16 protein-coding genes are annotated in these 13,066 nt (G+C 72.8%); 15 read left to right on the top strand and 1 reads right to left on the bottom strand.

What is annotated here, in order from left to right; translation table 11 throughout:
- Window positions 1-31: 31 nt before the first annotated feature.
- Genes ABTW72_RS24295 through ABTW72_RS24285 form a run of 3 tightly spaced genes read left to right on the top strand, consistent with a single transcriptional unit; the run spans window position 32 to window position 1,795 of the window.
- Window positions 32-670, top strand: a complete 639-nt coding sequence (locus tag ABTW72_RS24295) for an FtsB family cell division protein (RefSeq protein ID WP_350862239.1) — start codon at window positions 32-34, stop codon at window positions 668-670.
- 34 nt (window positions 671-704) lie between these two features.
- Complete coding sequence (locus tag ABTW72_RS24290) at window positions 705-1,262, top strand: DUF501 domain-containing protein (protein WP_091397196.1); 558 nt, start codon at window positions 705-707, stop codon at window positions 1,260-1,262.
- Window positions 1,259-1,795 (top strand): amino-acid N-acetyltransferase, encoded by a 537-nt coding sequence (locus ABTW72_RS24285; RefSeq protein WP_350862088.1) that lies wholly within the window; start codon window positions 1,259-1,261, stop codon window positions 1,793-1,795. The genes ABTW72_RS24290 and ABTW72_RS24285 overlap by 4 nt, the downstream gene beginning before the upstream one ends.
- 1 nt (window position 1,796) lies before the next feature.
- On the opposite strand, the gene ABTW72_RS24280 is transcribed toward ABTW72_RS24285, so the two are convergent.
- Window positions 1,797-2,687 carry a CE1 family esterase gene (locus ABTW72_RS24280; protein ID WP_350862086.1) on the bottom strand — a complete coding sequence of 297 codons (891 nt, stop codon included), beginning with the start codon at window positions 2,685-2,687 and terminating at the stop codon, window positions 1,797-1,799.
- Window positions 2,688-2,783: 96 nt separating this feature from the next.
- Between ABTW72_RS24280 and ABTW72_RS24275 the strand changes: the two genes are divergently transcribed.
- From ABTW72_RS24275 to ABTW72_RS24220, 12 genes are all read left to right on the top strand, one after another.
- Window positions 2,784-3,824: an ArsR/SmtB family transcription factor gene (locus tag ABTW72_RS24275; RefSeq protein ID WP_350862084.1), complete on the top strand. Its 1,041-nt coding sequence runs from the start codon at window positions 2,784-2,786 to the stop codon at window positions 3,822-3,824.
- Between the two features lie 22 nt (window positions 3,825-3,846).
- Window positions 3,847-4,776 (top strand): Ppx/GppA phosphatase family protein, encoded by a 930-nt coding sequence (locus ABTW72_RS24270; RefSeq protein ID WP_350862237.1) that lies wholly within the window; start codon window positions 3,847-3,849, stop codon window positions 4,774-4,776.
- A gap of 175 nt (window positions 4,777-4,951) precedes the next feature.
- The gene (locus ABTW72_RS24265; RefSeq protein WP_350862082.1) at window positions 4,952-5,284 is read left to right on the top strand and encodes a PadR family transcriptional regulator; all 333 of its coding nucleotides are present in this window, start codon (window positions 4,952-4,954) and stop codon (window positions 5,282-5,284) included.
- Window positions 5,281-6,285 carry an HAAS signaling domain-containing protein gene (locus ABTW72_RS24260; RefSeq protein ID WP_350862080.1) on the top strand — a complete coding sequence of 335 codons (1,005 nt, stop codon included), beginning with the start codon at window positions 5,281-5,283 and terminating at the stop codon, window positions 6,283-6,285. Before ABTW72_RS24265 ends, ABTW72_RS24260 begins: the two co-directional genes overlap by 4 nt.
- Window positions 6,286-6,415: 130 nt before the next feature.
- Window positions 6,416-6,985, top strand: a complete 570-nt coding sequence (locus ABTW72_RS24255; RefSeq protein ID WP_350862078.1) for an LppU/SCO3897 family protein — start codon at window positions 6,416-6,418, stop codon at window positions 6,983-6,985.
- 199 nt (window positions 6,986-7,184) lie between these two features.
- Window positions 7,185-7,871 (top strand): dienelactone hydrolase family protein, encoded by a 687-nt coding sequence (locus tag ABTW72_RS24250; protein WP_112621668.1) that lies wholly within the window; start codon window positions 7,185-7,187, stop codon window positions 7,869-7,871.
- 19 nt (window positions 7,872-7,890) lie between these two features.
- Window positions 7,891-8,604: a uracil-DNA glycosylase gene (locus tag ABTW72_RS24245; protein ID WP_350862076.1), complete on the top strand. Its 714-nt coding sequence runs from the start codon at window positions 7,891-7,893 to the stop codon at window positions 8,602-8,604.
- 22 nt (window positions 8,605-8,626) lie between these two features.
- On the top strand, window positions 8,627-9,412 hold the full coding sequence (locus tag ABTW72_RS24240) for a DUF4129 domain-containing protein (RefSeq protein ID WP_350862074.1): 786 nt from the start codon (window positions 8,627-8,629) through the stop codon (window positions 9,410-9,412).
- Window positions 9,409-9,993, top strand: coding sequence for a hypothetical protein (locus ABTW72_RS24235; RefSeq protein ID WP_350862072.1), 585 nt, complete (start codon window positions 9,409-9,411; stop codon window positions 9,991-9,993). Before ABTW72_RS24240 ends, ABTW72_RS24235 begins: the two co-directional genes overlap by 4 nt.
- Complete coding sequence (locus tag ABTW72_RS24230; protein ID WP_091394243.1) at window positions 9,993-11,000, top strand: AAA family ATPase; 1,008 nt, start codon at window positions 9,993-9,995, stop codon at window positions 10,998-11,000. The genes ABTW72_RS24235 and ABTW72_RS24230 overlap by 1 nt, the downstream gene beginning before the upstream one ends.
- Window positions 11,000-12,442, top strand: a complete 1,443-nt coding sequence (locus ABTW72_RS24225) for a DUF58 domain-containing protein (protein WP_350862070.1) — start codon at window positions 11,000-11,002, stop codon at window positions 12,440-12,442. The genes ABTW72_RS24230 and ABTW72_RS24225 overlap by 1 nt, the downstream gene beginning before the upstream one ends.
- A gap of 52 nt (window positions 12,443-12,494) precedes the next feature.
- Window positions 12,495-13,055 carry a hypothetical protein gene (locus ABTW72_RS24220; protein ID WP_350862068.1) on the top strand — a complete coding sequence of 187 codons (561 nt, stop codon included), beginning with the start codon at window positions 12,495-12,497 and terminating at the stop codon, window positions 13,053-13,055.
- Window positions 13,056-13,066 lie beyond the last annotated feature (11 nt).

The raw sequence follows: 13,066 nt of genomic DNA, 5'->3' as shown, positions 1-13,066 counted from the left end.
ACGCACGAAGCCTCGGGGGAGGGGTGTGACGATGCAGCAGCGCCGCACACCGGGTGGTCAGCGTCCCGCCCGCCGGCCGGGTCAGTCCGGTCGGCCGGGCGGCGGGCGTGCCACGCGGGGATCGGTCCGGGAGGCCGGCGTACGCGCCGAGCCGCGCGCAGCCGGTCGCGCGCCGGGTGCTGCCCGCGGCGCCGAAGGCGTGCGCTCCGCGAATCGTCCCGCCGCCGCTCGGCGTACCGCTGCCGCTGGTTCCGTGAAGCGGCTCGTCGCACCCCACCCCCGTCGCTTCACCGGCCGGGCCACAGTGCTGTTCGCGGTCCTGATCGCGCTCGCTCTGGCCTACACCTATCCCGTCCGGGTCTACCTGGACCAGCAGGCCGACATCGAGCGGATGGAGGCGGCCCAGGCGGTGCAGGAACGGGAGATCGCCAAGCTCGCCGCCGAGGCCGCCAACTGGAAAGACCCCGAGTACATCAAGACGCAGGCTCGGGAACGGTTCTTCATGGGCCGGCCCGGCGAGAAGATGATGGTGGTGCTGCACGACCCGGAGGGCGCCGCCCGGGACGCCGGGAAGTCGGCCGGTTCGGCCCCGCCGGCCGGGCCCTCGACCTGGTACGACACGCTCTGGTCGAGCGTGCGGGCGGCGGACAGCCAGCAGCCGGGCCAGTGATCCACCGACCAGCACACCAGGAGAGATGGGCACCGTGACTGTCGTACCACCGTCGGAGCCGGCGGCGGATTCCGTTCCCCTGCCGCAGCGCGAGCCGGCCACCGAGGCCGATCTGGCCGCGGTGGCCGCGCAGCTCGGCCGGACGCCCCGGGGCACCCGGGCGGTGGCCCACCGGTGCCCGTGTGGCCTTCCCGACGTGGTGGAGACGACCCCCCGCCTCGCCGACGGCACCCCGTTCCCGACGCTCTACTACCTGACCTGCCCCCGGGCCACCGCCGCGTGCAGCCGACTGGAGTCGGCGGGGCTGATGAAGGAGATGGCGGACCGGCTGACGACGGACCCGGAGTTGGCCGCCCACTACCGTGCCGCGCACGAGGACTACCTCACGCGCCGGGAGGCGATCGGCGAGGTGCCGGAGATCGCCGGCATCTCGGCCGGCGGGATGCCGGGCCGGGTGAAGTGCCTGCACGTGCACCTGGGCCACGCGCTGGGCGCCGGCCCCGGGGTGAACCCGTTCGGCGACGAGACGTTGGGCCTGGTCGAGCCCTGGTGGTCGGCGGGGCCGTGCGTGGACGTGCCGGCGGCCGAATGAGCGCGCAGGCCGGGTCCGAGGCACCCGAGAGTCAGATCCTCGTACGGCGGGCCCGCACCGGGGACGTGCGGGGCATCCGACGACTCGTCGACACCTACACCGACGACCGGCGGCTGCTGAGCAAGGCCACCGTCACCCTCTTCGAGGACGTGCAGGAGTTCCGGGTCGCGGTCCGGGCCGAGGACGACGTCGTGGTGGGCTGCGGCGCGCTGCACGTCATGTGGGAGGACCTGGCCGAGATCCGCACGGTGGCGGTGGATCCGTCCTGCCGGGGCCGGCGCATCGGTCACCGGCTGGTCGGTGAGCTGATCGACGCCGCCCGGGAGTTGGGCGTGGCGCGGATCTTCGTGCTCACGTTCGAGACCCGGTTCTTCGGCTCGTTCGGTTTCCGCGAGATCGACGGCGCTCCGGTGCCGCAGCCGGTCTACGAGCAGCTGCTGCGCTCGTACGACGAGGGTGTCGCGGAGTTCCTGGACCTGGAGCGGGTCAAGCCGAACACGCTGGGCAACACCCGGATGCTGCTGCGCCTGTAGGTCAGGCCTTGCGCGGGTGGGCGGCGAAGAACTCCCACATCAGGTCGGTGGCGGACAGCCCCGCCGAGGATGCGGCGAGTTGGCCCGTCGTCGCTCCCGGCCAACTGTGGCCCATGTCGGCGATCGTGTAGACGCTGACCTCGCTGCCGTCCGCGCAGCCCGCCACCGTGTGCGTCACACCCGGCACCCCGGACGCCTTCGGGCTCGGCCGGCAGCCGAGCCGCTGCTGCCAGGTCCGCATGCCGGTCTGGAAGATCGAGGCATAGCGGTCCTGGCCGCCGATGAAGGTGATCACGGAGACCGGGCTCTTCGGCACGTAACTGTCGGCGGTGGTCAGATTTCCGCTGTAACCACCGCTGACCACACCGATCGCGGCGAACCTGCCCGTGCTCTCCACCGCCGCCCGGAAGCTCATGTCGCCGCCGTTCGAAATGCCGGTGAGGAAAACCCGGTTCGGATCCGCGTGCCAGGTCTGCACCAGATGGTCGGTGAGGGCGTTGAGGAAGCCGACGTCGTCCGCGCTGCCGCAGCAGATCAGCGCGTTGAAGCCGCCGCCCTGCCCGTCGGGGTAGGCGACCAGCACGTTGTCCTTGTCGGCCTTGGCGTCCAGGCCCGCCAACTCCCGCATCGAGGATCCGAGGCCGGGATAGAAGTGCAGCGCGATGACCAGCGCGGAGGACCTGCCCGGGTCGTACCCCGGGGGCGCGTGCAGCAGGTAGGTGCGGTCCAGTCCGTTGTGGTGCAGGGTGAGCTGGTGGTCACCGGCCGCAGGTCGCTCGCTCGACGCGGACGGCGCGGCTGGCGGGGCCGACGAGGGTTGCCCCCGCTCACCACAAGCTACGGCAACGACCATGAGGCAGAGCCCCGTCAACACCGCCACTGTTCGCCGCACGCCGGCCACCCCCCGTCGACCCAGGGTCCACACTGGAGGCCGCTCGGCCGCGGATCAACCCTTTCGGTCCTGGGCGAAGGCAGGCAGGCTGTTGCCATGCTTCGCCTCCAGCTCGGGTCGGCCGACCTGTGCCGGGTGCGGTTCGCCGATCGGCTGCATCCGGTCGGGATCGCGCTGCTGGCTGGTCAGTGGCTGCGCGATCCCACGGTCGCGGCGATGGCGCCGACCCTGGCCGAGCGTGCGGCAGCGGCCGAGGGCACGGCTGCCGCCCAGGCTGCCACCGCGGTCCTGCGGCATCTGCTGCCCGACCGGGGACGTCTGCCGGACTTCGTCACTCCCTTCGACGGCCTGGAGTCGGTGGAGGCCGGGCTGGAGGCGATCCGGGCCACCCCGGCGCGGCGGGTCCGCGCCGAGGTCACCCTCGCGTACGCGGACACGTCGGTCAGCCCGCTGCGGCGGCGGTTCGCGGCGGCCGACCCGGAGGTGCTGGACCTGTTCGGCGGGGCCGTGCGGACCTGGTTCGACGCGGTGCTCGAACCGCACTGGGCCGAGCTGGTGTCCGCGTACCGTCAGCAGGTGACGTCTGCCAGCCAGCGGCTGGCGCAGCATGGCCTGGCCAGCCTCTTCGCCGGGCTGCACCCGGCGATCCGGTGGCGGGAGCCGGTGCTGGAGGTACGGACGTGGTGGGACGGCGACCTCCCCGGCACCGGCCACGGGATCATCCTGTTGCCCTCCCCGTTGGCCGGGCCGCGGCCTCGGGTGCTCGTCGAGCAGGGTTACCCGATCCTGCTCGTCTACCCGGTGGTCATGCCCGCGGGCGGGGCTCCCGCCGACGATGATGCCCTCGGGCGGCTGCTCGGCGTCACCCGGGCGCTGGTGCTGCGCCGACTGGCGACCGACGGCGGGTTGACCACCACCGTGTTGTCCCGGGCGGTCGGGATCAGTCTCTCCTCGGCCTCGGAGCACGCCCGCGCGCTGCGGACCGCCGGTCTGGTGACCAGCGAGCGGGAGGGCGGGGCCGTCCGGCATCACCTGACCGCGCTCGGGATGGGGTTGTTGCGGGGCCCGTCGGGCGACCTGGGCGAGTCGTGGCCCACGCCCCACCAAGCCGCCGGGTCGCCGCCCGTCCTGCCGTAAGGTTGCTGCCGTGACGACGCGTGTGGCGGCCATCGACTGCGGGACCAACTCGATCCGACTGCTGGTCGCCGACCTGCCCGACGCCTCGGCCGGGCCGCAGGCGCCGCTGGTCGACCTGACCCGGCGGATGGAGATCGTCCGGTTGGGGCAGGGCGTGGACCGCACCGGCCGACTGGCGCCGGAGGCGATCGAGCGGACCCGGGTGGCGTTGGCGTCGTACGCCGCCGACATCGAGAAGCTGGGCGCGCAGCGGGTGCGGATGTGTGCCACCTCGGCCTCCCGCGATGCCGCCAACGCCGCCGACTTCACCGAGATGGTGCAGGCCACCCTCGGTGTCGCGCCGGAGGTGGTCAGCGGCGACGAGGAGGCCCGGCTGTCGTTCACCGGCGCGGTACGCGGGCTGCCCGCCGACGCGAAGGAGCCGTTCCTGGTCGTCGACATCGGTGGCGGTTCCACCGAGTTCGTGGTCGGTGACCGGGCCGCCGGGGTGCGGTCGGCGATCTCGGTGGACATCGGCTGCGTCCGGATGACCGAGCGGCACCTGCCCGGCGATCCGCCGACGCCCGAGCAGGTCGCGGCGGCGCAGGCCGACGTAGCCGCGGTGGTGGACCGGGCGCTGGCCGTGGTGCCCGGCCGCGAGGCGGCCACCCTGGTCGGCCTCGCCGGGTCGGTCACCACAGTGGTCGCGCTCGCGCAGGGCCTGCGGGAGTACGACCCGGAGCGCATCCACCACGCCCGGGTGGCGTACGAGGAGGTCGCCCGGGTGACAGCGGAGCTGCTGGGTCAGACCCGTGCGCAGCGGTTGGCGAACCCGGTGATGCACCCGGGCCGCGCCGACGTGATCGGCGCCGGCGCGCTGGTGCTTCGCGCGATCATGGAGCGGGCCGGGATGCCGTCTGTGGTCGCCTCGGAGCACGACATCCTCGACGGCATCGCCTGGAGCCTCCAGTAGCCACCGCGCGCGAGCGAGCTTGATCAACTCGCCTTCGTTGAAACCGCGGTGTCCGAGTGCCTCGGGTGCCCCGACCTCCTGAAAACCGAGTCGATCACCACCCCGGAGCCGCGCGCCGTGCGTGTCGCGACGAACTCGTTGACGCTACTTCGTATTACGCACTAGTGTGCAATGCGTGGACACCACACAGTTGTTGAAGGGCGTGCTCGATCTGGCCGTCCTGGCCGTGCTCCGAGAGGAGGACGGTTACGGTTACGACATCCTGCGCCGGCTGCGCGAGGCCGGCCTGGAGGAGGTCGGTGACGCCTCGGTCTACGGGACGTTGCGCCGCCTCTTCGCCGCCGGCCTGCTCACCACCTACGTCGTGCCGAGCGAATCCGGGCCGCACCGCAAGTACTACTCACTCAACGCCGCGGGGCGTGACCAGCTGACCCGCTCCGGCAAGCTCTGGCGCTCGTTCTCCACCACAATGGACAGTCTGCTCGACGATCGGGGGATGGCGGCATGACCGTCGCGGAGCAGGAGATCACCGACTATGTGGCGCGGGTCCGGGCCGCTCTGGCCGACCTGCCGCCCGGGCAACGCGACGAGTTGACCGAGGATCTCGCCGACCACCTCGCCGAGGTCGCCGCCGAGTCCGAGGGCACCCTGGTCGAGCGGTTGGGCGAGCCCGAGACGTACGCCGCCGAGCTGCGCGCCGCGGCCGGCGCCGCGCCGGGCAGCGGGCGCAACCTCGACCAGCGGGTGGCGAGCGCCATGGCCCGGGTCCGCGGCCGGCTGCGCACCATGGACACCCGGCTCGGCCCACCCCTGGGGTACGCGACGGCCAGCGACTTCCTCCGGCTGCTGCGCCCCGGCTGGTGGGTGCTCCGGGGTTACCTGGCGGCGATGCTGGTCACGGTGATCAGCACCGGCGGCAGCTTCGGGCTGCTGCCGAGGTTCGGTGGCGAGTTGCTCGCCGGCATGATCATGCTGGTCGGTTTCGTGCTCGGCTCGATCTGGATCGGTCGCCGTTCGGCCCAGCTGACCCGCTGGCCGCGCTCGGTCGTGCAGGTCGGCAGCGTGGTGCTGGTGGTCTTCGCATTCGCCGCGCTGATCCAGGCCGAGGACCGGATGCGCTACGGCGACTACGGCATCGATCCGACGTCGATCAACGGCCCGTACGACCATGTCCGGGACGTCTTCGTCTACGACAGCGAGGGCCGGCTGGTGGAGAACGCCCGGCTCTTCGACCAGAACGGCAATCCGATCCGGCTCGGCTTCCCGGACTGTGAAGGACGCGTCGACGAGTACGGCAACCCGCTGCTGCGGCCGTACCCGTACTGCGTGGGCCGGGCGCCCTTCGGGCCCCGGGGCCCGGGTGCGTCCCCGCCGTCGGCGCCGGCCGCGATCAGCACGCCGACGCCGGAACCGACAGCCACACCGACGCCGAGTGGAACGCCCGGCGAGCCCTCGGCGAGCCCGACCGTGACGCCGAGCGACACCCCGACCCCGACCCCGACGCGCTGAACCACGGTGTGAACTGGATCATGCTGACCAAGCTGGGAAATAGCTGAACGGACGAGGCGAGCGGGACGACACCGTAAATCAATGATCGTTACGGTGTCGTCTGCTCATCAACCCCTCGGAAGGAACCCCCGTGTCAGAGCAGGTCGCACCGCCCCCCGCGCCCGACGCCGCAACCCCTGAGCCGGCCGTCGAGACGCCGCAAGCGGCCGCGCCGCAGTCCGCGCAGCAGCCGCAGCCGGCCGAGCCGCAGCCGGCCGCCGAGCCGCAGCCGGCCGCCGAGCAGCAGCCGGCGACCGAGCCGAAGGCGGAGAAGTCCGGTGCGAAGAAGGCCATCGGCATCGTCGGTGCGGTCCTCGCCGTCGTCGTCATCGCCGGCCTGAAGTTCGGCGTCGCCTCGGCGATCGGCAACTACTTCAACAAGGACGAGACCGCAGCCGCCAAGACCGGCGACTGCATCGCCGAGCTGCCCGAGATCACCGGCACCGAGCAGGAGGAGGTCGACGGCGCCAAGGTCGTCGAGTGCACCTCCACCGACGCGGCATACAGCGTGGTCGGTCGGGTGGACGGCCAGAGCGAGGCTCAGGCCAAGGCCGACACCACCTGCACCCAGTTCTTCAAGGAGGGCGAGGAGGGGTACGTCTTCTCCAGCATCGAGCCGGGCAAGACGGGCTACGTGCTCTGCCTGACCAAGAAGGTCTGACCACAGCGGTAGCTCGGCATCGACGGCGGCGGGAGCAGACCCCGCCGCCGTCGGCGTACCCGGAGTCACCGGGGGGCGAACAGGAGGTGAATGCCACTGTTCCGGCGTCTTCCCGACGGCCGCGTGGCGTGGCAGGCTACCGGCACGTAGGACCACTGGGCGACCAGCCAACGATGACTGACCGCTAGGAGGACGGCCCATGGGCGAAATGGTGAGCTACCGCAGCAACGGGGGCACGAGCGAGGGGTATCTCGCGATACCCGCCAGCGGCACGGCCAGCCCCGCCGTCATCGTCATTCAGGAATGGTGGGGTCTGGTCCCGCACATCCGGTCGGTGGCGGACCGGTTCGCCGAGGCCGGCTTCGTCGCCCTCGCCCCGGACTTCTACCACGGTGAGACGACCAGCGAGCCGGACGAGGCGCAGCGGCTCCTGCTGGCGATGCGGATGGACGAGGCGGCGAAGGACATCGCCGGAGCGGCCGACTATCTCGCCGGGCGGCCCGAGGTCACCGGTAAGGTCGGTGCCGTGGGCTTCTGCGCCGGTGGCAGCCTGGCCCTCTGGTCGGCCACCATCTCCGAGCGGATCGTCGCGACCGCCGGCTTCTATCCCGTGCTGCCCTGGGAGTCGATGCGCCCCGACTGGGCCGACTACGCCGGCAAGGCAGCGGTCATCCACTGCTCCGAAGAGGACGGCACCTCGGCCAATGAGGGCGTACAGACCGCCCGGCGGGCCATTGAGGAGGCCGGCGGCGACTGCCACCTCTACGACTACCCGGGCACCTCGCACGCCTTCTTCAACGACGACCGGCCGGAGGCGTTCGACCAGCGCGCCGCCGCCAGCGCCTGGGCCCGCACCCTGGAACTCTTCCGGGCCAAGCTTGGCTGAGACGCGTACCCCCGCACAGGTGGTCGCCCGCGCAGCGCGGGCGACCGACCTGGCCGACCTCGACGCGGCGGTGAGCGACTGTTTCGCCTGCCCGCGGCTGGTCCAATGGCGGGAGGAGGTCGCGCGCACCCGCCGGGCCGCCTTCCGCGACCAGGAGTACTGGGGTCGGCCGGTGCCCGGCCTCGGCACGGGTGACGCACGGATCGCCATCCTCGGGCTGGCGCCCGCCGCACACGGCGGCAACCGCACCGGCCGGATCTTCACCGGTGACCGGTCGGGCGACGTGCTGTTCGCCGCGCTGCACCGGGCCGGGCTGGCCAACCAGCCGACCAGCGTCGCCGCCGACGACGGGCTCACAGTGCGCGACCTGCGGATCTTCTCGGCCGTCCGGTGTGCGCCTCCGGACAACAAGCCGACGCCCCTGGAACGGGACACCTGCGCACCCTGGCTGCACCGCGAGGTCACGTTGATCCGGCCCACGCTGCGGGTCGTGGTCGCGCTGGGCGCGTTCGCCTGGGCCGCGTGGTGGCCGGTGCTCCGTGCGGTGTACGGGCAGCGCCCGCCCAGCCCGCGACCGGCGTTCGGTCATGGGGCACACTGGTCCGGCACGAACGCTCCGGACTTGCTCGGCTGCTACCACGTCAGCCAGCAGAACACCTTCACCGGGCGATTGACACCAGGGATGTTGGACGATGTCTTCGGCCAGGCTAAGCAGCTGGCCGGAGTGGACTGAGACGACGCGTGGGGTGGTGGCGATGACAGACGGAACACGCCCGCCCACACCGGTACCGTCCGCCGAGTCGGGTGCGCTGCCGCCGGTGCTCGGCCTGCTCCGCCGGTGGTGGCCGGTCGGCGCGGTCGCCGCCCTGCTCGCCGGTGCCGCGCTGGCGTCCGCTCACTCGTCGATCGGGGCCAGTCGCATCCCGCCGGCCGCGGACAACGTTCCCTGGGTGCCCGAGTACCCGACCGTCGAGCCATCGCCGTCCATCCCGATCGAACCCCGCGACGCCGGCGAGGCCACCCAGGCGCACATCCCGCAGTGGGTCGGCACGGTGGCTGTGGTCCTGCTCGGGCTGGCCATCCTCGCCGCGCTCGGCTACCTCGGCTGGGTCCTGATCCGGGGCGCGCTGCGCCGTACCACCCGGGCACTACCTGCGCAGCGGGCCCGCAGTACCGCCGAGGGCACCGCCCGCGAGGTGGTCGCCGCCCTCGACGCCGGCCTGGTGGAACTCGACGACCGGGACACCGACCCCCGGGTGGCGGTGATCGCCTGCTGGGTACGCCTGGAGGAGACCGCCGCCGCGGCCGGCGTGCCGAGGCTCGCCGGAGACACCCCCACCGACCTGGTCAGCCGACTGTTGCAGGGTGACCCCGCGGCGGGCGTGCCGGCCATCGCCAGCACCGACGTGCTGGCCGAGTTCGCGCACGTCTACCGGGAGGCCCGGTACGCCACCCACCCGGTCGGCGAACGCACCCGCGACCAGGCCCGCGCCGCGCTCGGTCGGCTGCGCAGAGAGCTGACCGCGGCGGTGACCTCATGAGCAGCACCAGCATCGACGATCTGCTCGCGTTCGAGGAGGAGGCCGCGCCGGTCGGTCCGCAGGCCCGCGACTCCCGATGGCGTCCGGTGCTGCGCTCGCTCGCGTGGGCTGCCGCGCTGGTCGCGGTCCTGCTGGTCGGCCTCCGCGCGGTGGGCCTCCAGGTCTCGCTGCCCGTGCTGATCGCCGGGGTGCTCGCCGTGCTGGCGGTCCGCCGGGCCACCGCCCTGCTGGCGCCGCCGCCCCCGCCGCCCGGCGGTGGTCGGGTCGGCGCGGGCGAGGAGGACGGCAGCTACAACTGGGGTGCCCGGGACGCGCTACGCAGCGCGATCAACCGGTGGGAATGGCCCCTGGACTGGTCCTCGTCCCGACCCGAACGGTTCACCGGGACGGTCCTGCCCCGGATCGGCGAACTCGCCGACGAGCGGATGCGGCTGAAACACGGCGTCACCCGTGAGTCGGATCCCGCCCGCGCTCGCGTCCTGCTGGGTGACCGCCTGTGGACGTTCCTGGAGACCCCGCCTCGCCGCACCCCGTCGCCGCGCGACCTCGCGGTGATCGTCGCCGAACTGGAGAGCATCTGATGAACGACGTGGACCGGAGCATTGCCCCCGCCGAGGTCGGGCACCTGGCTCGGGCGGTCCTGGACGCGGTCGGCACCGTCGTGGTCGGCAAACGGGACGCGTTGGAGCTGGTCCTCGCCGGCATCCTCGCGGGCGGGCACGTGCTCCTGGAGGACCTGCCGGGGCTCGGTAAGACACTCACCGCCCGCTCGTTCGCGCAGGCCCTCGGGTTGGACTTCCGTCGGTTGCAGTTCACTCCCGACCTGCTTCCCGCCGACGTCACCGGCTCCTTCCTGTACGACCAGCGCAACGGTGACTTCACCTTCCGGGCCGGCCCGGTCTTCACCAACCTGCTCCTCGCCGACGAGATCAACCGGACGCCGCCGAAGACCCAGTCCGCGCTGCTGGAGGCGATGCAGGAGAAGCAGGTGTCGGTCGAGGGTGTGACCTACAAGCTCGACGAGCCGTTCCACGTGCTGGCCACCGCCAACCCCATCGAGTACGAGGGCACCTACCCGCTGCCGGAGGCGCAGCTCGACCGGTTCCTGCTGCGTGTCTCGTTCGGTTACCCCCAGCACGAAGAGGAGTGGGAGGTGCTGCGCCGTCGGATGAGCCGTCGCCGGGAGGAGGCGGACATCAAGGCGGTGGTCGACGCGGCGACGCTGCGGGCCATGCAGGCCGCCCTGGAGGACGTGGTGGTGGAGGACTCCATCGGCCGCTACATCGTGTCGCTCACCGCGGCCACCCGGGAACACCCGTCGGTGCTGGTCGGCGCCTCACCTCGCGGTTCGCTGGCGCTACTGCTGCTGGCCCGGGTCCGCGCGGTGTTCGGCGGACGGGACTACGTGGTGCCGGAAGACGTCAAGTCGGTCGCGGCGCCCGCGCTGGCCCACCGGATCACCCTGCGCCCGGAGATGTGGTTGCGTCGGGTCGATCCGGCGTTCGTGGTGGGCGAGGTGCTGGAGGCGACTCCCGCCCCGGCCAGTGGCGCGCTGCCCAGCTACGCCGCCGGCGGGCCCCGGCACTGATGTCCGGACCGACCGTGGCGACGGCCACCGAAGCGGAACCGGCTGCCGGCTGGGCGCCCACCCCGGCGCTCGGCCGCGCGGTGCTGCTCGCCGGCCTGCTGCTGGTGGCCGGGGTGCTGCTGGGCCGGGTGGACCTCGTCGTGCTCGCCGCCCCGTTCGCGTTGGGTACCGCGTACGCGCTGCGTCGACGGCCCACGGCGCTGCCCCAGGTGTGGATCAGCCAGGGTGACGGTGGGCCGCTGGTCGAGGGCGGTGACGTGGCGGCGGCGGTGAGCGTCGGCAACCCGGACACTGTCGACTACGACCTGGTGGTGATGCGTACCCGCGTCTCGCCGTGGCTGCGGATCGACCGGGCCGGCTTCGCCAGCGACGGGGCCGTCGACGACGCGGAGAGGAGCACCACCCCGGAATCCGGTGCGACGGCGCAGGGCAACGGCGGGCGTCGTTCCGTCGCGGACCGGCCGTTCGTGACGTCGGTGCCGATCGGCGCCGCGGTGGACCTGGGTCTGGCCGGCAAGGCCCTGCGCTGGGGCCGGCACCCGGTCGGCCCCGCCGGTGCCCGGGTCGCCACGGCCGGGGGTCTGCTGGTCTCCCGGGCGGTCATCACCGAGCCGGTCCGGGTGCGGGTGTACCCCCGCACCGAGCCGTTCGAGGCGGTCGAGGCGATGCCCCGCGCCGCCGGCCTGGTCGGGGCGCACCACTCTCGCCGGCCAGGAGAGGGCGGCGAGCTTGCCGGCGTACGCGTCTTCGCCCCCGGGGACCGGCTGCGCCGGATCGACTGGCGGGTCTCGTTGCGGGCCCGGCAGCTGCACGTGGCCGCCACCCTCTCCGACCGGGACGCGGAGGTGGTGGTGCTGCTCGACGTGCTCGCCGAGGCAGGCCGCTCCGGTGGGGTGGACGGCGCCGCCTCGGTGCTGGACACCACCGTCCGGGCCACCGCCGCGATCGCCGAGCACTACCTGCACCGCGGTGACCGGGTCTCGCTGCTGGAGTACGGGCCGGCCGCCCGCCGGCTCCGGCCGGCCGCCGGGCGGCGGCAGTACCTGACCGTCCTGGAGTGGTTGCTCGACGTCCGGGTCCACGCGTCCGCGCACGAACCGTACGACCAGGTCTTCGGCCCGCAGTTGCTCTCCTCGGACGCGTTGGTGGTGGTGCTCACCCCGCTGCTGGACGAACGGTCGGCGCAGATGCTCGCCCGGTTGGCCCGCGGTGGGCGGTTCGTGGTGGCGGTCGACACGTTGCCTAGCGACCTGGCGTCGCCGAAGGACCGGGGTTGGGCCGAGGTGGCGTACCGGCTGTGGCGCCTGGATCGGGAGATCATGATCGGGCAGCTCCGGGAGCACGGCGTACCGGTGGTGCGCTGGGCCGGTGCCGGCAGCCTGGACCAGGTGTTGCGGGACGTGGCGCGGCTGGCGACGGCCCCGAGGGTGGGTGGCCGGTGAGCGCGAGGAGTGAGCTTGCGAGCCCCGCAGTCGCGAACGGAAGGCGGGCGCGGTGAACGCTGTGGTGGAGCGGGTTCGGGCGGCGCAGTACGCCGTCGCTCGCGTCAGCGTGGCCCCGCTGCTGGTCCGGGCCGGGATCTTCGTCATCGTGTTTGCCGGGTTCGCCCTGGCGTTCCCCGCGGAGGTGCTTTCCGGCCGGCCGATCTTCTTCCTGGCGGTGGCGGCCCTGTTGCCCGCGTTCGGGCCGCGCAAGGTCTGGACGACCTTTACGGCGTTGCTCACGGTCGGCGGCTGGCTGCTCGCCACCGACGGGTACGGCCGTCCGGTCGCCCTCTGGCGGCTGCTCGCCGTCGCGGCCCTGCTCTACCTGGGTCACACCCTCTGCGCGCTGGCCGCGCTGCTGCCCTATGACGCGATGGTGGACCCCGAGCTGATCACCCGTTGGTTGGTGCGGTCGGCCGCCGTGCTGTTGGGTTCCGCCGTGCTCGGTGTGCTGTTGCTGCAGGCGACGGGGACGGGTGGCGGCGCCGGATACCAGTGGGTGACCGTGCTGGGTCTGCTGGTGGCGGTGGGGATGTCAGTGTTGCTGGGCTGGCTGCTGCGGCGTCGGTGACCACTGCGATC

The organism is Micromonospora sp. NPDC127501 (genome assembly GCF_040302185.1).
GTDB lineage: Bacteria > Actinomycetota > Actinomycetes > Mycobacteriales > Micromonosporaceae > Micromonospora.
The sequence above is the reverse complement of the archived record's forward strand: the minus strand, read 5'-3'. Positions and strand labels throughout refer to the sequence as shown.

Excerpts from the sequence above, each read along its gene's own strand:
- ABTW72_RS24295 (WP_350862239.1), top strand. The coding sequence starts at position 32 with ATGCAGCAGCGCCGCACACCGGGTGGTCAGCGTCCCGCCCGCCGGCCG.
- ABTW72_RS24285 (WP_350862088.1), top strand. The coding sequence starts at position 1,259 with ATGAGCGCGCAGGCCGGGTCCGAGGCACCCGAGAGTCAGATCCTCGTA.
- ABTW72_RS24275 (WP_350862084.1), top strand. The coding sequence starts at position 2,784 with ATGCTTCGCCTCCAGCTCGGGTCGGCCGACCTGTGCCGGGTGCGGTTC.
- ABTW72_RS24260 (WP_350862080.1), top strand. The coding sequence starts at position 5,281 with ATGACCGTCGCGGAGCAGGAGATCACCGACTATGTGGCGCGGGTCCGG.
- ABTW72_RS24250 (WP_112621668.1), top strand. The coding sequence starts at position 7,185 with ATGGGCGAAATGGTGAGCTACCGCAGCAACGGGGGCACGAGCGAGGGG.
- ABTW72_RS24240 (WP_350862074.1), top strand. The coding sequence starts at position 8,627 with ATGACAGACGGAACACGCCCGCCCACACCGGTACCGTCCGCCGAGTCG.
- ABTW72_RS24235 (WP_350862072.1), top strand. The coding sequence starts at position 9,409 with ATGAGCAGCACCAGCATCGACGATCTGCTCGCGTTCGAGGAGGAGGCC.
- ABTW72_RS24230 (WP_091394243.1), top strand. The coding sequence starts at position 9,993 with ATGAACGACGTGGACCGGAGCATTGCCCCCGCCGAGGTCGGGCACCTG.
- ABTW72_RS24225 (WP_350862070.1), top strand. The coding sequence starts at position 11,000 with ATGTCCGGACCGACCGTGGCGACGGCCACCGAAGCGGAACCGGCTGCC.